This is a genomic window from Allobosea sp. 05T439, assembly GCF_056396005.1.
Map to the genome: position 1 here is coordinate 14655 of NZ_JBFTKP010000003.1, position 16799 is coordinate 31453.

17 protein-coding genes are annotated in these 16799 nt (G+C 66.8%); 12 read left to right on the plus strand and 5 right to left on the minus strand.

Translation table 11 applies throughout. From position 1 onward, the window contains the following. Positions 1-7: 7 nt before the first annotated feature. The gene (locus AC1DIO_RS04015; protein WP_441504555.1) at positions 8-901 is read left to right on the plus strand and encodes a LysR family transcriptional regulator; all 894 of its coding nucleotides are present in this window, start codon (positions 8-10) and stop codon (positions 899-901) included. Positions 902-1157: 256 nt separating this feature from the next. On the opposite strand, the gene AC1DIO_RS04020 is transcribed toward AC1DIO_RS04015, so the two are convergent. Next, a complete protein-coding gene (locus AC1DIO_RS04020; RefSeq protein WP_476853143.1) occupies positions 1158-2090 on the minus strand; it encodes a LysR family transcriptional regulator in 933 nt (310 codons plus the stop codon). 291 nt (positions 2091-2381) lie between these two features. Here AC1DIO_RS04020 and AC1DIO_RS04025 point away from each other — a divergent pair, with 291 nt between their 5' ends. From AC1DIO_RS04025 to AC1DIO_RS04070, 10 genes are all read left to right on the plus strand, one after another. After that, positions 2382-3815 (plus strand): NAD-dependent succinate-semialdehyde dehydrogenase, encoded by a 1434-nt coding sequence (locus AC1DIO_RS04025; RefSeq protein ID WP_441504851.1) that lies wholly within the window; start codon positions 2382-2384, stop codon positions 3813-3815. A gap of 40 nt (positions 3816-3855) precedes the next feature. Then, positions 3856-4842 carry a dihydrodipicolinate synthase family protein gene (locus tag AC1DIO_RS04030; RefSeq protein WP_441504557.1) on the plus strand — a complete coding sequence of 329 codons (987 nt, stop codon included), beginning with the start codon at positions 3856-3858 and terminating at the stop codon, positions 4840-4842. Positions 4843-4875: 33 nt separating this feature from the next. Next, a complete protein-coding gene (locus tag AC1DIO_RS04035; protein WP_441488463.1) occupies positions 4876-5427 on the plus strand; it encodes a 3-hydroxyanthranilate 3,4-dioxygenase in 552 nt (183 codons plus the stop codon). A 118-nt stretch (positions 5428-5545) separates the two neighbouring features. Further along, positions 5546-6712, plus strand: a complete 1167-nt coding sequence (locus AC1DIO_RS04040; protein WP_476853144.1) for an ABC transporter substrate-binding protein — start codon at positions 5546-5548, stop codon at positions 6710-6712. Between the two features lie 15 nt (positions 6713-6727). Beyond that, on the plus strand, positions 6728-7642 hold the full coding sequence (locus AC1DIO_RS04045; RefSeq protein ID WP_441504559.1) for a branched-chain amino acid ABC transporter permease: 915 nt from the start codon (positions 6728-6730) through the stop codon (positions 7640-7642). A 4-nt stretch (positions 7643-7646) separates the two neighbouring features. Continuing rightward, on the plus strand, positions 7647-8648 hold the full coding sequence (locus AC1DIO_RS04050; RefSeq protein ID WP_441504560.1) for a branched-chain amino acid ABC transporter permease: 1002 nt from the start codon (positions 7647-7649) through the stop codon (positions 8646-8648). Then, on the plus strand, positions 8645-9397 hold the full coding sequence (locus AC1DIO_RS04055) for an ABC transporter ATP-binding protein (protein WP_441504561.1): 753 nt from the start codon (positions 8645-8647) through the stop codon (positions 9395-9397). The genes AC1DIO_RS04050 and AC1DIO_RS04055 overlap by 4 nt, the downstream gene beginning before the upstream one ends. Next, positions 9397-10098 (plus strand): ABC transporter ATP-binding protein, encoded by a 702-nt coding sequence (locus tag AC1DIO_RS04060; protein WP_441504562.1) that lies wholly within the window; start codon positions 9397-9399, stop codon positions 10096-10098. Before AC1DIO_RS04055 ends, AC1DIO_RS04060 begins: the two co-directional genes overlap by 1 nt. 1 nt (position 10099) lies before the next feature. After that, positions 10100-11206 carry an alpha/beta hydrolase gene (locus AC1DIO_RS04065; protein WP_441504563.1) on the plus strand — a complete coding sequence of 369 codons (1107 nt, stop codon included), beginning with the start codon at positions 10100-10102 and terminating at the stop codon, positions 11204-11206. Between the two features lie 2 nt (positions 11207-11208). Next, on the plus strand, positions 11209-12024 hold the full coding sequence (locus AC1DIO_RS04070; RefSeq protein ID WP_441504852.1) for an aspartate dehydrogenase: 816 nt from the start codon (positions 11209-11211) through the stop codon (positions 12022-12024). Between the two features lie 160 nt (positions 12025-12184). Here AC1DIO_RS04070 and AC1DIO_RS04075 read toward each other — a convergent pair whose 3' ends face one another. After that, on the minus strand, positions 12185-12808 hold the full coding sequence (locus tag AC1DIO_RS04075) for a class I SAM-dependent methyltransferase (RefSeq protein WP_441504564.1): 624 nt from the start codon (positions 12806-12808) through the stop codon (positions 12185-12187). Between the two features lie 368 nt (positions 12809-13176). Between AC1DIO_RS04075 and AC1DIO_RS04080 the strand changes: the two genes are divergently transcribed. After that, entirely contained in the window at positions 13177-13584 is a 408-nt protein-coding gene (locus tag AC1DIO_RS04080; protein ID WP_476853145.1) for a hypothetical protein, read from the plus strand. Between the two features lie 99 nt (positions 13585-13683). On the opposite strand, the gene AC1DIO_RS04085 is transcribed toward AC1DIO_RS04080, so the two are convergent. The 3 genes from AC1DIO_RS04085 to AC1DIO_RS04095 are packed head-to-tail and all read right to left on the minus strand — an operon-like array spanning position 13684 to position 16775. Further along, on the minus strand, positions 13684-15192 hold the full coding sequence (locus tag AC1DIO_RS04085; RefSeq protein ID WP_441504566.1) for an amidohydrolase family protein: 1509 nt from the start codon (positions 15190-15192) through the stop codon (positions 13684-13686). A 28-nt stretch (positions 15193-15220) separates the two neighbouring features. Further along, positions 15221-16009: an ABC transporter permease gene (locus tag AC1DIO_RS04090; RefSeq protein ID WP_441504567.1), complete on the minus strand. Its 789-nt coding sequence runs from the start codon at positions 16007-16009 to the stop codon at positions 15221-15223. After that, positions 15996-16775, minus strand: a complete 780-nt coding sequence (locus AC1DIO_RS04095) for an ABC transporter ATP-binding protein (protein WP_476853146.1) — start codon at positions 16773-16775, stop codon at positions 15996-15998. Before AC1DIO_RS04095 ends, AC1DIO_RS04090 begins: the two co-directional genes overlap by 14 nt. Between the last annotated feature and the right edge of the window lie 24 nt (positions 16776-16799).

Below are 16799 nucleotides of genomic sequence, written 5' to 3' on the forward strand. Positions count from 1 at the left end.
TTCATGAATGCGGCGCGAGGAACTGGTCGATCTCAATGCCTTCCTGACGGTCGCCGAGGAGCAGAGTTTCACGCGCGCGGCCGCCAAGCTCGGCACCTCGCAATCCTCGCTGAGCCATACGATCCGCCGGCTCGAGACCAGGCTGGGCGTGCGCCTGCTGACCCGCACCACCCGCAGCGTCGCGCCGACCGCGGCCGGGGAGCGGCTGCTCGGCACGCTGCGCCCGGCTCTGGAGAGCATCGGCTCGGAACTGGCCTCCCTCAACGAGTTGCGCGAGAAGCCGGCCGGGACGATCCGCATCACGACCTCGGAGCACGCGGCGACGACCGTGCTCTGGCCGGCTCTGGAGCGGTTCCTGCCGCATTACCCCGACATCCATGTCGAGCTCAGCATCGATTCCAGCCTGACCGACATCGTCACCGAGCGCTTCGACGCCGGCGTCCGGCTCGGCGAAGCGCTCGCCAAGGACATGGTAGCGGTCCGGATCGGGCCGGATCTGCGCATGGTGGTGGTCGGATCGCCCGGCTATCTCGCCACCCGCTCCATTCCCCTGACCCCGCATGACCTCGCCGAGCACAGCTGCATCAACCTGCGCCTGTTGAGCGGCGGCGGCCTCTACGCCTGGGAGCTGGAGCGGGATGGACGCGAAGTCCGCGTCCGGGTGGAGGGTCGGCTCGCCTTCAACAATGTCAGTATGATCGCGCGCGCCGCCGAGGCCGGCTTCGGGCTCGGCTTCGTGATGGAGGACCATGTGGCGGAGCAGCTTGCCCGGGGCAGCCTGGTCCGCGTGCTGGAGGACTGGTGCCCGCCCTTTTCCGGCTACCACCTGTATTACCCCAGCCGGCGCCAGCCATCGGCGGCCTTTGCGTTGCTCGTCGAGGCTTTGAGGTATCACACGTGAGGCAGGTCTGACCGCCCCGGCGAATACTGCCGGATGATGAGAGCAGCGTCCGAGAATAGTCGCCCTTCCTCGTCGGCCGCTTTCCCCAGAGCGATCATTCGGCGCGGACAGCCGGACTGCCATGGCCAGCTGCTAGCGGATCTCCCCCCGGCCTGGTGCCCGCGCTCGGAGGAAGCACAGTCGAGATCGAGCGGAAGCCGCGCTGCAGGCCGTGGGGCGAGTCTGCGTCGTCTGACGGCCGTAGGCTCCGTGCCCGTCACATCCCCGCCTCGCTCGACATGCTCCAGTCCAGTTCGCCCAGTCGCCGGATCGAGCCGCGCAGAATGCTCTCGAAAGCCAGGACGGCGGGCGACGGCGAACGGCCGCTGGGCCGGATCATGACGACGTCGCGTGCGATCGTCGGCTCGACCAGGGGTCGGGCGGCGATCGGGCGATGTGGGGTCATGGCCAGCGCATAGGTCGGGAGCACCGCGATGCCGAGACCGGCCTCGACCAGCGCCAATGCCGTGGTGATCTGCGAGACCGCGTAGAGCGGTCGCAACGGCACTTCCGCGGTCTCATAGCCGACCTCGACCAGCAGCCTGATACCGCTGTCCCTGGTCAGGGTGATCAGAGGCTGCCCGGCCAGATCGGCCCATGGCAGCGAGGAGCGCGTGGCGAAGGGATGCGTCCGGGCACAGAACAGCATGAGACTGTCCCGCGCCAGCGGCATGCGTTCGATGCCGTCCTCGATCGCCGAGAACGTGCCCAGCCCGCAATCTGCCCGGCCAAGCCTGACCTCCTCGACGATCGCATCGGTCCGCGCGTCGATGATGGCGACCTCGATGCCGGGATAGCGCTGACCGAGCTCGACGATGGCCATCGGCAGCAGGACGGCCGCCAGCAAGGGGGGAGCGGCGACGACAATCCGGCCACGCCGTCTTTCTGCGAGATTATTGGCATTGCGCACGGCCAGATCCAGGTCGTGCATGATCTTGGCCGACGCGCCCTGGAACTCGCGCCCGCCCTCGGTCAATTCGACGCGTCGCGTCGTCCGGTCGAACAGGCGCAGGCCGAGTTCCCGCTCCAGCTCACGCACGAGCTGCGAGAGTGCGGGCTGAGCCATGTGCAGCCGTTCCGCAGCCTTGGTGAAGGTGCCGCATTCCGCCACGGCGAGAAAGGCCCGGATCTGTCGAAGCGAGACGGTCATGGCAGACACTCATAAGCAAATCATCTGAATTCATACAAATATGTAGAATTGCCGTATAGCCCATCCCAATCGATGATCCTGGTCAAGGCGGGGGTCACGCATCGGGCGGGCCCGGCCCTGGAGATGGCCGGGGATGGCAGGGCTTCAGGTCAAGGAGCGTCCCGCGCTGCAGGATGGCAACGGGCCTGGCAGCGCGCCGCACGGGCCATCGTGCCCCTCGCGGAGCGAAGCCGGATGCTCGTCGATCGCAAGCGCTGTGCTCCCGCCGGCACCGTCCATTCGAGGCTCATGATGAACTGCTACCCTGACCTTCAGATGTATATCGGCGGCGCATGGAAGAGCGCCTCGAATGGGCAGCCGGTCCTGAACCCCGTCGACGAGAGCGTCATCGGCATGGTCCCGCTCGCGACGCGGTCGGATCTGGACGCCGCACTGTCCGCGTCGGCCGACGGGTTCATGATCTGGAGCCGGACATCGCCGCGCCGGCGCGGCGAGATCATCCTCAAGGCCGCCGCCCTCATGCGTGAGCGCATCGAAGAGATCGCCTTCTCGATCACGCTGGAACACGGAAAGCCAATTGGACAGGCCCGCCTGGAAGTGATCCGGGGCTGCGAGTTCTTCGAATGGGATGCCGCCGAGGGCCAGCGCCTCTATGGCCGCGTCATCCCCAGCGAGCCCGGCATCAAATACATCGTCATGCATCAGCCGATCGGGATGGTGGCGGCTTTCTCGCCGTGGAACTTCCCGATGAGCCAGCCCTCCCGGAAGATCGCCGGCGCGTTGGCGGCCGGCTGCTCGATCATTCTCAAGGCTGCCGAGGAGACGCCTGCCGGCGCCATCCATATTGCCCGGGCCTTTCACGATGCCGGGCTGCCGGCCGGCGTGCTCAACCTCGTCTTCGGCATTCCGTCGGAGGTGTCCGACTATCTCATTCCCCAGGAGCAGACCCGCCTGATCGCCTTCACCGGTTCGACCGCAGTCGGCAAGCACCTGACGACTCTGGCGGCGCGCCATATGAAGCCCGTGCTCATGGAGCTTGGCGGCCACGCCCCGGTCATCGTTTGCGACGACGTCGACCCGGTGGCCGCCGCCATCGCCTCCGCGCAGCGCAAGTCGCGCAATGCCGGACAGGTCTGCACCTCTCCGACACGCTTCTTCGTTCACAAAAGCATCTACGCCACCTTCGCCCGGACCTTCGCCGAGAAGGCCCGCGCGGTGACCATCGGCAATGGCCTGGACCCGTCGACAGAGATGGGCCCCGTCGCCAATTCCCGCCGCATCGAGGCGCTCGAGACGCTGGTCGCCGATGCACGGGCCAAGGGAGGGCGCGTGCTGGCCGGCGGCGAACGGCTGGGCAACCGCGGCTACTTCTTCCCGGTCACCGTCATAGCCGATGTTCCCGATGACGCGCGCGCCATGCGAGAGGAGCCGTTCGGCCCGCTGGCGCTGATCAACCCGGTCTCGTCCCTCGACGAGGCGATCGAGAAGGCCAATGCCCTGCGCTTCGGGCTCGCCGCCTATGCGTTCACGCATGCCGCAAGCAATGCGGACCGGCTGGCGGAAAGGATCGAGGCCGGCAACCTCTCGATCAATACCCTCGAGGCCTCCGTCGCGGAGACGCCGTTCGGGGGCGTGAAGGACAGCGGCTACGGCCGCGAGGGCGGGGCCGAGGGGCTATCGCATTACACCGTCATCAAGAACGTCTCGCACCGCATGAGCATCTGAACGCGGTCTCTGACGGCGGGGCCGCAACAGGAGCATCGGCATGAAATATTCAAAGAAAGACGCAAAGGCCTATGCCCGCGCCAATATGAAAGGCATCTGGGCTGCCGCGCTGACGCCGTTCACCCGCGATCTCGCGATCGACCGGGACGGCTTCAGCACGAATATCCGGCACTGGACCGATCAGCTCGGCATCGACGGCCTGTTCATCGCCGGCAAGCAGGGCGAGTTCTTCTCGATGTCGCTCGAGGAGCGCAAGCTCAGCTTCGAGATCGCCGTCGCGGCCGCGGCCGGCCGGGCCGCGACGATCATGTCCTGTTCGGACCAGAACATGGATGTGGTGATCGATCTCGCCCGGCATGCGCAGAAGGTCGGCGCCGACTACATCGTCATCCACGCCCCGGTCCTGCATTTCTTCAAGGCGCAGGAGGAGACGGTCTACGAATACTACCGGACGATTGCCGAGAAGGTCGATATCGGGATTGCGCTGTGGAGCCATCCCGACAGCGGCTACCTGCTCTCGCCACAGCTCTGCAACCGGCTGGCCGACATCGAGAACGTCGTCGCGATCAAGTACAGTGTGCCGCGCCCGATGTATGCCGAGCTTACCAGGCTCGCCGGCGATCGCATCCTGGTCAGCAGCGCCTCCGAGGAGGAATGGCTCGACAACATTCTCGAGCTCGGCTGGCAGCTCTATCTCTGCTCCTCGCCGCCCTGCCTGATCCAGACGCCGCATGATCTGCGGATGCGCGAATATACCGATCTCGCCTTCCGTGGCGACGCCGCGCAGGCGCGCGCCGTGCGCGACAGCCTGAACCCGGTCCGCGAGGCGCTGCGTGGCACAAGGCCCGCCGAGAAACCGCACGCCCATCAGAAATACTGGCAGGAGCTGCTCGGCCAGGCCGGCGGCCGGGTCAGGCCGCCGCTGCTGGAGCTGACAGAGACAGAGAAGGCTGCGACGCGCGCCGCCTTCGAGTCCTGCGGCCTGAAGCTGCACGCCGCAGATGCATCATTGGCCAAGACCGGCTGAGCCGCCGGCAGACGAAACGGGAGAGGTGGAACGATGGCGACGGAAGGACGGCTGAAGGCCTTCAACTTCGCGAAATGGATCGAGGAGCACCAGCATCTGCTGAAGCCTCCGGTTGGCAACCAGCAGATCTGGACGGATTCCGACCTGATGGTCACCGTCGTCGGCGGCCCCAACCAGCGCACCGACTATCATGACGATCCGGTGGAGGAGTTCTTCTACCAGCTCAAGGGCGACATGATGCTCAAGGTCGTGGATGACGGGAAGCATTACGACGTGACGATCCGGGAGGGCGAGATCTTCCTGCTGCCGCCGCATGTGCGCCATTCGCCGCAGCGCCCGCAGGAAGGCTCAATCGGCCTCGTCATCGAGCCGAAGCGGCCCGAGGGCTGGCTCGACGCCTTCGAATGGTACTGCTTCAACTGCACGAAGCTCGTGCATCGCGTCGAGGTCGATCTGGTCAGCATCGTCGACGACCTGCCGCCGCTCTACAAGGCCTTCTACAACAACGAGCAGGCCCGCACCTGCCCGCATTGCGGCACGCTCCATCCCGGCAAGGAACCGCCGGCCGGATGGGTCTGCCTGTAGGAATTCAGCGGCGCGGCCGAATCCCGGCCGCGCCGCGGGTTCCTCCCACGCAAGCGCCAGCACGAATAAGGCGCAGCAAAAATCTCAGAGGCATGAACGCAAGCAACTGGAGCTCACGATGACATTTCGCAGATTGCTATTGGGCCTGCTGGCCTCCGCCTCGATGACGGGAGCTGCCATCGCCCAGCAGCCCGTCAAGATCGGCATGATCACCACCCTGTCCGGACCGGGCGGATATCTCGGCCAGGATATTCGCGATGGCTTCAAGCTCGCCATCGAGATGCAGGGCGGCAAGCTCGGCGGCGCTCCCGTCGAGCTTGTCGTCGAGGATGACGCTCTCAAGCCCGGTCAGGGCAAGCAGATCGCGGAGCGCATGCTCAAGACCGATGGGATCAAGATCCTGACCGGCATCGTCTTCTCGAACGTCGCCGGCGCCACCGTGCCCGACATCGTCGATTCCGGCGCGCTCTATGTCAGCGCCAACGCCGCGCCGTCCAATCTCGCGGGCAAGGAATGCCACGAGAACTACTTCGCCATCGCCTGGCAGAACGACAGCCTGCACGAGAGCGCCGGCCAGAACGCCAACAATCTCGGCTATAAGAAGGCCTTCGTCCTGGCCGCCAACTACCAGGCGGGCAAGGATGCCATCGCCGGCTTCAAGCGGATGTTCAAGGGCGAGGTCGTGGGCGAGGTCTATACCCGTCTCGACCAGACCGATTTCGCCGCGGAGATGGCGCAGATTCGTGCCGCCAATCCCGACTTCGTCTACCAGTTCAACCCCGGCGGCCTCGGTATCGCATTCTTGCGCCAGTACCAGCAGGCKGGATTGACCGGCAAGATTCCGATGGTCGTCGCAGCCCCCTCGCTCGATGCGGTGACGCTTGCCGCGGTCGGCGATKCCGCGCTTGGCGTGAACGCCTCGAGCCACTGGAATTCCGACTTCGACAACCCGGCCAACAAGGCCTTCATGGCGGCCTGGACCAAGGCCTATAACCGCCCGGCGACCTATTACGCGAGCCAGGGCTATGACACGGCGCTGGCCATCGCCTCCGCGCTCAAGGCCACCGCTGGAAAACCCGATGTGCCGGCCCTGCGCAAGGCGCTCGCCAAGGCCGATTTCCAGTCCGTGCGCGGCGCTTTCAAGTTCGGCCCGAACCAGCATCCGATCCAGGATTGGTATGGGCTGCGGGCCGAAAAGGACAGCGATGGCAAGCTCGTCCTCAAGACCGTCGGCAAGATCCTGACGAATTACGGCGACGCCTACGCGGCGCAGTGCAAGCTCTGATCAGGTGGACCGCCCATGGCGCTGATCCTCGAACAACTGCTCAACGGCCTGCAGTTCGGCGTGATGCTGTTCCTGCTCGCCGCCGGGCTGACACTGATCTTCGGCATCATGGGCGTGATCAACCTGGCGCATGGCTCGCTCTACATGATCGGGGCCTATGCCGGAGCCTTTGTCGCGACCAGCACCGGCTCACTGCTGCTCGCAGTGCCAGCCGGGCTCGCGGCGGCGGCGGCGGCCGGCATGGCGGTCGAACTCCTGGTCCTGCGCCGGCTCTATGCGCGCGACCATCTCGATCAGGTGCTCGCGACCTTCGCGCTCATCCTCATCTTCAACCAATCGGTGACGATCCTGTTCGGCAGGCAGCCGCTCTTCGTCTCGGTGCCTCCTGAACTGAACGGCTCCGTCGAATTGCTGCCGGGGCTGGTCTATCCGGTCTACCGGATCGCGGTCATCGCGGTTGGCCTTGCGGTGGCCTTCGGGCTCTATCTCCTAATCAACCGCACACGCGTCGGCATGCTGGTGCGCGCCGGCGCGACCCATCGCGAGTTGGTCAGGGCGCTCGGCGTGGACATTCGCCTGCTGTACACGGCGGTGTTCGGGCTCGGCGCCTTGCTCGCCGGACTTGCCGGGCTGATGGCGGGGCCGATCCTCGCCGTCCAGGTCGGCATGGGCGAGCAGATCCTGATCATGACCTTCGTGGTCGTGGTGATCGGCGGCGTGGGCTCGATCCGGGGCGCCTTCTTCGGCGCGCTGATCGTCGGCCTCGTCGACACCAGCCTGCGCGCCTTCCTCCCCGGCCTGCTGCGCTCGGTCATGAATCCATCCGAGGCAGATGCGCTCGCCGGCGGCCTGTCCTCGATGGGGATCTACCTGCTGATGGCAATCGTGCTGCTCATGCGCCCGAAGGGGCTCTTTCCCGCCCATGCATGACATCATGACCAGTCCTATCGCCCGGGCGCCGGCCCGTGGCCGGCTCCTGACCGCTGCCGCGATTGGCCTGGCGCTCGGCGCCCTGCCCTTCGTCCTGCAGGCCATCGGCCAGCCCTCGCTCGTGCCCCTGGCGACCCGCGTGCTGATCTACGCAATTGCCGCCGCCAGCCTCAATCTCGCCCTGGGCTTCGGCGGGATGGTGAGCTTCGGCCATGCCGCCTTCTTCGGCATCGGCGGCTATGTCGTCGGCATCCTCTACCAGAGCTTCGTCGGCGACACCTTGCTCTTCGGCCTGTTGCCGGGAACGAACCAGCTCCTGATCACCCTTCCCGCCGCGATGCTTGTCGCGGGCATCCTCGCCCTCTGCATCGGCGCGCTCTGCCTGCGCACGAGCGGCGTGCAGTTCATCATGATCACGCTCGCCTTCGCGCAGATGCTGTTCTTCCTGTTCGTCTCGATCAAGGCCTATGGCGGCGATGACGGGCTGATCATCCGCCGCCGCAATGTCCTGCTCGACCTCGACACCCGCAACGACACGGTGTTCTACTTCATCTGCCTGGCGGCGGCCGCGCTGGTCTTCGGCGCGCTTTCGCGGATCGTCGGATCACGCTTCGGCATGGTCCTGATCGGCATCCGGCAGAGCGAGCGCCGCATGGCGGCGATCGGCGTCGCGCCCTATTCCTACAAGCTCACCGCCTTCGTCGTCTCCGGCATGGGGGCCGGGCTCGCCGGGGCGCTGATGGCCAATTACCTGCGCTTCGTCAGCCCCGACATGCTGCACTGGACCAAGTCGGGCGAGCTGATGATCATGGTCATCCTCGGCGGTGTCGGCACGGTCCTTGGCCCGCTGTTCGGCGCGGCTGCGCTCGTCATCCTGGAAACCGTGCTCACCGCCTGGACCGAGCACTGGCAGCTCATCCTCGGGCCTGTCCTGCTGTTCGTCGTCCTGTTCACGCAGGGCGGGCTCAGCGCGCTCTTCAACCGCGTCGGAAGGGTCGGGAGTTGACGCAGCCCCTGCTTTCCGTACGCAACCTGCAGAAGTGCTTTGGCGGACTCGTAGCCACCGACAAGGTCGATCTCGACGTGGTCGAAGGCGAGGTCCACGCCCTGATCGGCCCGAACGGCGCGGGCAAGACCACGCTGATCACCCAGCTCTTCGGCGAGCTCTCCCATGACGAGGGCGAGATCCGCCTGGACGGCGAGGATATCGGCCGGCTGCCGACGCCGCAGCGCGTCCGTCGCGGCCTCGCCCGCACCTTCCAGATCACCCATCTGCTGCCGGACTACACCATGCTCGACAATGTCGCGCTGGCCGTGCAGGCTCATGAAGGGCACAGCTTTCACTTCTTCGCCAATGCCCGCCGCGACGAGGCGCTGCGCGCCAGGGCACGGCAGCATCTGGCGGCGGCCGGCCTGGCGGCGCGCGCCGAGGTGAGAGTCGCCGATCTCTCCCATGGCGAGCAGAAACAGCTCGAATTCGCGGTGGCGCTCGCCTGCGAACCGCGCCTTCTCCTGCTCGACGAACCAATGGCCGGCCTCGGCCATGCCGAGAGCGAACAGATGGTCGCGATGCTCCGGGCCCTGAAGGGGCGCGTCACCCTGCTGCTCGTCGAACACGACATGGACGCGGTCTTCGCGCTGGCGGACCGGATCTCCGTGCTTGTCTATGGCCGCGTGATCGCGACCGGGACGGCCGCCGAAATTCGCGACAACCCGGATGTCCGCATCGCCTATCTCGGCGAGGGAGACGCCTGATGCTGAGCGTACGCAACCTGCAATCGGCCTATGGCGCCAGCCAGGTCCTCTTCGACGTCGCGCTCGACATCGCGGAGGGCGAGGTCGTGACATTGCTCGGCCGCAACGGCATGGGCAAGACCACCACCGTGCGCTCGATCATGGGCCTGCTCCCGCCGAAGGCCGGCGAAGTCCGGTTCGGGGGCCGCGCCGTATCGGGCAGTCCGCCGGAGAAGATCGCCCGCTGCGGCATCGGCCTGGTGCCGGAAGGCCGGCAGGTCTTCCCTACGCTGAGCGTGCGCGAAAACCTCGTCGCCACCGCATCGAACCGGCTGAAGCGTGCACAGCCCTGGACGCTCGAACGGGTCTATCGCCTGTTCCCGCGCCTTGAGGAGCGCGCCGGGCAATCGGCGCGGACCCTGTCAGGCGGCGAACAGCAGATGCTCGCAGTCGGCCGGGCGCTGATGACCAATCCGAAGCTGCTGATCCTCGACGAGGCGACGGAGGGTCTCGCGCCGGTGATCCGCGCCGAGATCTGGTCCTGCATCGAGGTGCTCAAGGCGCAGGGCCAGTCCATCCTGCTGATCGACAAGAACATCAACGTGCTCAAGCGCATCGCCGATCGCCACTACATCCTCGAAAGGGGCCGCACCGTCTGGTCCGGCAGCAGCGTCGATCTCGCGGCGCAGGCAGAAATGGTACATCGCTATGTCGGCGTCTGACATGGTCGCGGCAGAGCTAGTCGCGACGACATCCCTGACCGATCCGGTCGAGGCGCTGCGCGATGCGCTCGCGACGATCCTCGACGGGCTGGTCGCAGCCGGCTGCGGGCCGCAGCATCTGCTCTCGATGACATGGGAGACAGGCGAGCCGGCGGCCTTCCATCTCTCGCGCCATGAGGTCGAGCTCGCCTATCGCGAGGTCTTCGCCGGCTTCCGCCCGCCGATCCGGCTGCAGCCGAGGGCCGAGCCCGGCCTGGCGATCCGCGCGCGGCACTCCGAGCCGACACCACCACCGGAGAGGCTCGTTCAAGGCCACACGCTGCCGCAGCTCGCCCGCCAGTACAGTCCGCGCCTGCAGGCCGACATGAAGGCGCTGTTCCGGCAATGGAGCCGCGACGGCGAAGCCTTCCGCGCTCATCACCGCGGCCGCGACCTGGCCTATGGGCCGGGGCGTTTCGAGACGCTCGACCTCTACCTGCCACGGGGCGTCTCGCGCCCGCCGCTCTGGGTCTTCGTCCATGGTGGCTACTGGCAGGCCTCCGACAAGGTCCAGCACGCGCAGTTCGCACAGGGCATGCTGGCGGCCGGCTTCGCCGTCGCCATGCCGAATTACGGGCTTGCGCCCGAGACCCCGCTGGAGCGGAGCGCGGAGCAGATCGTCGCTGCCCTGAACTTCCTGGTCGGGGAAGCCGAGGCGCTCGGCATCGACGCCGCGCGGCTGCATCTCGCGGGGCATTCCGCCGGCGGCCACCTCGCCGCCATGGCGCTGGTTGCGTCGGATGCCCCGCCCATTGCCTCCGGGCTCTTGCTCTCGGGTCTCTTCGACCTGACACCGCTCGGCCATCTCCCGCTCGGGCGCCTGCTTGGCCTCGACGACCTGGCCCGGGCCGAACGCCTGAGCCTGCACGGCCGGCCCTGCCCCTCCGCACGCCTCGCCTTCGCCGTTGGCGAAGTGGAAAGCGATGCCTTCAAGGCCCAGTCAGCCGCACTTGCCACCGCCTGGCGGGCCGGACCGCCGGTCCTTTGCGCGGGACATCATTTCAGCCTCCTCGACGGCCTGAACGGTGGCAAGCTGCTCGAACTCGCTCGCAACACGGCGGCCGCTTGACCATGTCGCACCCGCGCAAGCCTCTTCGGATCGCCCTGATCGGCTGGGGCGCGATCAGCCGCCGCGTCGCCGGGTTGCTGGCGCAGCGCCTGGGCTCCCGCGTCACTGTCGCGGCCATCGGCCTTCGCGATCTGTCGAGCGCGCCCGACCTGCCGACGGGCGCGGCGCCGATCACGGATCCGGGGCAGCTCGCCGGTCTCGGGCTCGACCTCGTCGTCGAAGCCGCCGGGCGCGAGGCTGTGGCCGGATGGGGCGCGGCAGCGCTGCGCCACGCCCCGGCCTTCGCCGTGGCCTCGACCAGCGCCCTTTGCGACGATGCGCTGCTCGGCAGGCTCCTGGAGGTGGCCGAGACCAATGGCAGCCGACTCCTGATTCCGGCGGGCGCGCTCGGGGGGATCGATGCCTTGGCCGCGGCCGCGGCGCTTCCGCTGGACGAGGTCACCCATACCATCGTCAAGCCGCCCGCGGCCTGGCGCGGCACGGCGGCCGAGGCGATGGCGTCGCTCGACGCGCTTTCGGCGCCCTTGACCTTCTTCTGCGGAACCGCGCGCGAGGCGGCGTCGCTGTTCCCGCAGAACGCCAATGTCGCGGTGATCAGCGCGCTGGCCGGCATCGGGCTCGACCGGACCCGCATCCAGCTCGTCGCCGATCCCGGGGCGAAGGCAAACAGCCATCGCCTTGCCGCGAGCGGGGCGTTCGGCCGGCTCGAGATCGCAATCGAGAACCGCGCCCTTGCCGCCAATCCGAAATCATCGGAGATGACGGCTCTCTCGCTGGTCCGATTGATCGGAGCCGCGGTGAACCCGTTGGCCATCTGACCGGCGGGAGACGCAAAGCAGCGCTCCGAGCCGGGTCCATGCGGCGATCGGCAGCAATCGCGATGCTCCCGCGAGTTCTGCAAGAGATGCTGGCGGACGTTCATTGGTTCCCGCGATCCTCCCGGGCCGCGGGCGTAAATACCCGATTGAGCAAAAGCGGTCAGGTCTCCTTTGCGGCCTCGATCCACAGAAAGGAGGCCTCCTCGTTGTCCTGCGGTTCGATCGACGATTTGCGGACGAGCAATCCGCCATCGGATAGATATTTCAGTGTTTCCGCTTCGCCGTTGTGACCGAAGAACATCGTGGTTCCCAGCCATTCACCGGTCCACTCGCCGGAAACACCTGTTCCAAAGCTTCCGACAAAGACACCGCCCGGCTTCAGCAATCTCGCGATCTTCAGGATCAACGGTCCTTGCTGGACAGAGGGGACATGCGTGATCGAATAGAAGGCGCCAACCGCGTCGAAGGAACCGGCTTCAAGCGCCACGTCGCACATATCCGCCTGGATGAACGTCGCCAGCGGGACCTGCTTTCGAGCCCTGAGGATCTGTTGTGCCGATGCGTCGACACCGATGACGGCATGTCCCAATGCCGCAAGATCCCGCGCCACGGGGATGCCCGCACCGCATCCGAGATCGAGGACCCGGCCGCCATCGGCTGGCAGGCTGTCGATAAGACGGCCGAGCCATTTCTGACGAACAGCAGATACCCCGAACCGTTCGAGATATGCGTCTGCAACGTCGTCATAACCTGCAGCGACAAGGTGTTTGGGATCGCTAGCCATGGCGGAACAGTTGCAGACGACCGCACGCGCGTCGAGCCGCGACGTCTGCAACCCCAAGCATCCCCTCAGAGCTGCAGCAAATCCTCAGACTCTTCCCTGCCCAAGCGGGCCCGAGCGCTGGCGCCCAGAACTCTGGCAACAGCCTATGCCGGTCATCAGGTCCGCCTCCTCCGACGCGCATCGGAGTATTGTCCCAAACGCGCGGCATCAAGGCTGCTGCATCCCGCCGGAAACGCGTGTAAATTCGGCGTTATCGGAGACGGTTGGCGCGAAAGCACCGGCCCACGACGGCACTTCTGCCCGGGGATAGCGGAAGCGACACGGCGTCGGTTGGCCTCGCTTGCGTCACAGCAAGGTGGGAGGGTGTCATGAGGAAACTCGCAACGCTCGCCACTGCCGCTTTGATCATGACCGGCAGTGTCGGAACCGCCGACGCGCAATATTGGCGCGGGGGCGGCTGGGGCTATCACGGCGGGTATTATCGCAACTATGGCTGKGGCGGCGGCGCTGTCGCTGCCGGGCTGGTCGGTGGGGCGCTGCTCGGAGGCCTGGTCGCCGCAGCAACGACGCCCGCCTATGCCTATGGATACGGTTATCCGGCCTATGGCTACGGATATGGCTATCCCGCCTATTCCTATTATGGCCCGCGGGTCTATTATCGCCCGGGCTATTACTATGCGCGGCCCGTCTATTATGCCCCGCGCTATTACGGCTGGAACCGGGCTTATTACGGCCCGCACTATTATCCCMGCACGGTCTACCGGGCATATTGGTGAGGCCGTCGCCGACGACCGGCCATCAGCGAAGCCGGCCGGTCGGTCGCGTCCGCGAAGGGGATCTCCGTTCGACGGCCGAATGCCGAACGGAGCCGTGCCTCAGCGCAGCGGCGCGCCGTAGCGCTCGACCTGGTAGGGCTGCCGGGCGAGGCCGACGCAGAAGCTCGCGACCGCATCCTGCAGTTTCTCGGCCAGCAGTTTCATGGGCGCGTTCGCCGCTTCCAGCCGCTCGCGCGCCGCTTCCGCCTCGCGCGCCAGCTTCGCGAGGTCGAGCGTCAGCAGGCGCCCCTCCTTCACGACGAAGCGACCGCCGATCATCACGTCGCGCACCGCCGTGCCGTCTTCGACATGGACGATCTGGTTCACCGTGCGGTTATGCGGCAGCCAGTTGATATGGCCGAGATCGACGAAGACGAGATCGGCCTTGTAGCCGCCTTCGATCCGGCCGATGCGGCCCTGGAAGCCGAGCGCGCGGGCGCCGCCTTCGGTTGCAGCATGCAGGGCCTCGGGCGTGGTCAGCCATTCCCGGACATCGGGTCCACGCACCTTCGAGACGAAGGAGGCCAGGCGCGTCGCCTCGTACATGTTCTGGTTGTCGCCGCTGTTCGAGCCGTCCGTGCCGATCGCCACATTGACGCCGGCCGCGAGCATCGCCCGCACGTCGGCAAGCCCACTGCCCAGCCGCATATTGCTCGCCGGGTTGTGCGCGACCGAGGCGCCATGGCCCGCGAGGATGCGCATGTCCTCCGGATCGAGCCAGACGCCATGGGCGACCGTGAAATCGGGGCCGAGCAGGCCGAGCTGGTCGAGATGGGCAGTCAATGTGCGGCCATAGCGCTTCATGCCGGAGAGCGCCTGGATCTTCGATTCCGCGACATGGCTGTGCAGGCCGAGACCGAAGCGGCGGGCACAGTCGCGACAGGCGCCGAGGAACCCATCCGAGCAATGCAGCGGGATCGTCGGGGCGAGCGCGATCTTTAGCCGTTCCGTATCGAAGCGCGCCTGCGTGACGAAAGCCTCGAAGCCCTTCAGCGTCTCGGCATAGGGCTGCATCCGGAAGCGGTCGACCTCGGCGCGCAGCGGCTCGGGCAAGGCGTCGTAGAGGCCGGGAATGGCCTCATAGAGCGTGGTGTCGGCGACCATCGGCGCGATCGTCGCGCGCATGCCGACATCCTGATAGGCCCGGGCGACAGCCGACATGCCCTCGACCGACGGCGCTGGCACCTCGAAGAACAGGTCGTAGCAGGCGGTCGTGCCCTTCAGCACCATCTCGGCGCCGTTGAGTGCGGCGCTGAGATATTTGTCCTCGAGGCTGCGGTTGCCGCTGATCCAGGGGCCGGCGGCCAGGAGCAGTTCGAGCGACCAGCGGTCCCCCATGGCCTTGGCGAGCGCGCCATGGCCGTGGGTATGGGCGTTGACGAGGCCGGGATGAACGAGCTTGCCGGTGGCGTCGATCTCTGCCGCCCCCTCGGGGACGGACATGCCGCGCGGACCGATCTCGCGGATCGTGTCGCCTTCGAGCAGCAGGTCGAGCGGTTCAGCCTGAACGCGCTCCGGCAGGAGGACGAGGGCGTTGCGGATGATCGTGTGGAGCGGGCTTGCGGTCATGGCGGGGTCTCCTTCTCGGCGCCGCAGGTCAGCGCCGCTGCTCGGCCGCTGCCCAGGGGAAGAACACCCGCTCGGCGACGACGATCAGCTGGAACAGGACGATGCCGAGCAGGGCCAGGATCAGCATGGCACCGAAGGCGACGGGAACCTTGAAGAACGCGGTTGCGGAGGTGATGAGATAGCCTAGGCCCCGTTCCGCCGCGACGAACTCGCCGACCACGGCGCCGACGACGGAGAGTGCGATCGCCGATTTCAGGCCGGAGAATACGAACGGGATCGAATAGGGCAGACGCACCCGCAGCAGCTCCTGCAGCTTGCTCGCGCGGCAGGACCGGGCAAGCTCGACCAGCTCCGGCGGCACCGCCAGCAGACCCGTGGTCATCGAGATCACCAGCGGGAAGAAGGCGACCAGGAAGGTCACGATGACGCGCGGCAGCTCGTTGGGACCCAGCATCACGACCAGGATCGGCGCGATTGCGACCTTCGGCACCGACTGGGTCAGCACGAGCAGCGGATAGATCGCATCCGCCGCCAGCCGCGAGGAGGAGATCAGCACGGCGAGCGGGAAGCTGACCGCGATCGAGAGCAGGAAGCCGAACAGCACGGTCCTGAGCGTCGCCAGCGTATGCTCGCCCAGCGCCGGGCCCATCGCCGCGGTGTCCTGGAAGATCCGCGAGGGCGCCGGCAACAGGTATTCGGGGATGGCGAAGACCCGGACGGTCACCTCCCAGATCGCCATCAGCACGACCAGCGCGACGAGCGGGATCAGGAATTCGCGGCTCGCGCCGAGCAGGCGCAGGGCTTTAGTGTTCGACATCGAAATGCGTCCMCTGCTCGCCGAAGATCAGTTCGCGGATGCGGCCGGCGCAGCGCTGGAATTCCGGGTGGCCCGACATGGCGAAATCGCGCGGGCGCGGCAGATCGACATCGATGATCTCGGCGATCCGGCCGGGCCGGGGCGACATCACGACGACCCTGTCCGCCAGGATCACCGCTTCGGGAATGGAATGGGTGACGAAAATGATGGTCTTGGGCGCATTCGCCCAGATCCGCAGCAGCTCGATCGTCATGATCTCGCGGGTCAACGCATCGAGCGCGCCGAAGGGCTCGTCCATCAGCAGGATGTCGGGATCATGCACCAGCGCCCGGCAGATCGCGGCGCGCTGCTGCATGCCGCCGGAAAGCTGGCGCGGCCGGTGATCGGCGAAATCCGCGATGCCGGCGACGGCCAGCAGGTCCTTCGCCCGCCGGCGCGCCGTCTCGTCGGCACGCCCCATGATCGTGGAGGGGAACATCACGTTCTCCATGATCGTCGCCCAGGGCAGCAGGGTCGGCGCCTGGAAGACGATGCCCGTGTCCTGCCGCGGCGCGCTGACGCGCTCCCCATTGATGGCGATGCTGCCCTCCGTCGGCGGCACCAGGCCGGAGACGAGCCGCAGCAAGGTGGACTTGCCGCAGCCGGAGGGGCCGACGAGCGTGACGATCTCGCGGTCGCGGATCGTGAGATCGATCCCGTCGAGCGCGCGCACGCCGCCATTGCCGACCGAGCCAAAGACCTGGCCGGCCCCGCTGATTTCAATCATGTCTATTCTCCGGCGTCCCCTGCC

Coding starts and splice junctions, on each gene's coding strand:
- AC1DIO_RS04015 (WP_441504555.1), top strand. CDS start 8: ATGCGGCGCGAGGAACTGGTCGATCTCAATGCCTTCCTGACGGTCGCC.
- AC1DIO_RS04020 (WP_476853143.1), bottom strand. CDS start 2,090: ATGACCGTCTCGCTTCGACAGATCCGGGCCTTTCTCGCCGTGGCGGAA.
- AC1DIO_RS04025 (WP_441504851.1), top strand. CDS start 2,382: ATGAACTGCTACCCTGACCTTCAGATGTATATCGGCGGCGCATGGAAG.
- AC1DIO_RS04030 (WP_441504557.1), top strand. CDS start 3,856: ATGAAATATTCAAAGAAAGACGCAAAGGCCTATGCCCGCGCCAATATG.
- AC1DIO_RS04035 (WP_441488463.1), top strand. CDS start 4,876: ATGGCGACGGAAGGACGGCTGAAGGCCTTCAACTTCGCGAAATGGATC.
- AC1DIO_RS04045 (WP_441504559.1), top strand. CDS start 6,728: ATGGCGCTGATCCTCGAACAACTGCTCAACGGCCTGCAGTTCGGCGTG.
- AC1DIO_RS04050 (WP_441504560.1), top strand. CDS start 7,647: ATGACCAGTCCTATCGCCCGGGCGCCGGCCCGTGGCCGGCTCCTGACC.
- AC1DIO_RS04060 (WP_441504562.1), top strand. CDS start 9,397: ATGCTGAGCGTACGCAACCTGCAATCGGCCTATGGCGCCAGCCAGGTC.
- AC1DIO_RS04065 (WP_441504563.1), top strand. CDS start 10,100: ATGGTCGCGGCAGAGCTAGTCGCGACGACATCCCTGACCGATCCGGTC.
- AC1DIO_RS04070 (WP_441504852.1), top strand. CDS start 11,209: ATGTCGCACCCGCGCAAGCCTCTTCGGATCGCCCTGATCGGCTGGGGC.
- AC1DIO_RS04075 (WP_441504564.1), bottom strand. CDS start 12,808: ATGGCTAGCGATCCCAAACACCTTGTCGCTGCAGGTTATGACGACGTT.
- AC1DIO_RS04085 (WP_441504566.1), bottom strand. CDS start 15,192: ATGACCGCAAGCCCGCTCCACACGATCATCCGCAACGCCCTCGTCCTC.
- AC1DIO_RS04090 (WP_441504567.1), bottom strand. CDS start 16,009: ATGTCGAACACTAAAGCCCTGCGCCTGCTCGGCGCGAGCCGCGAATTC.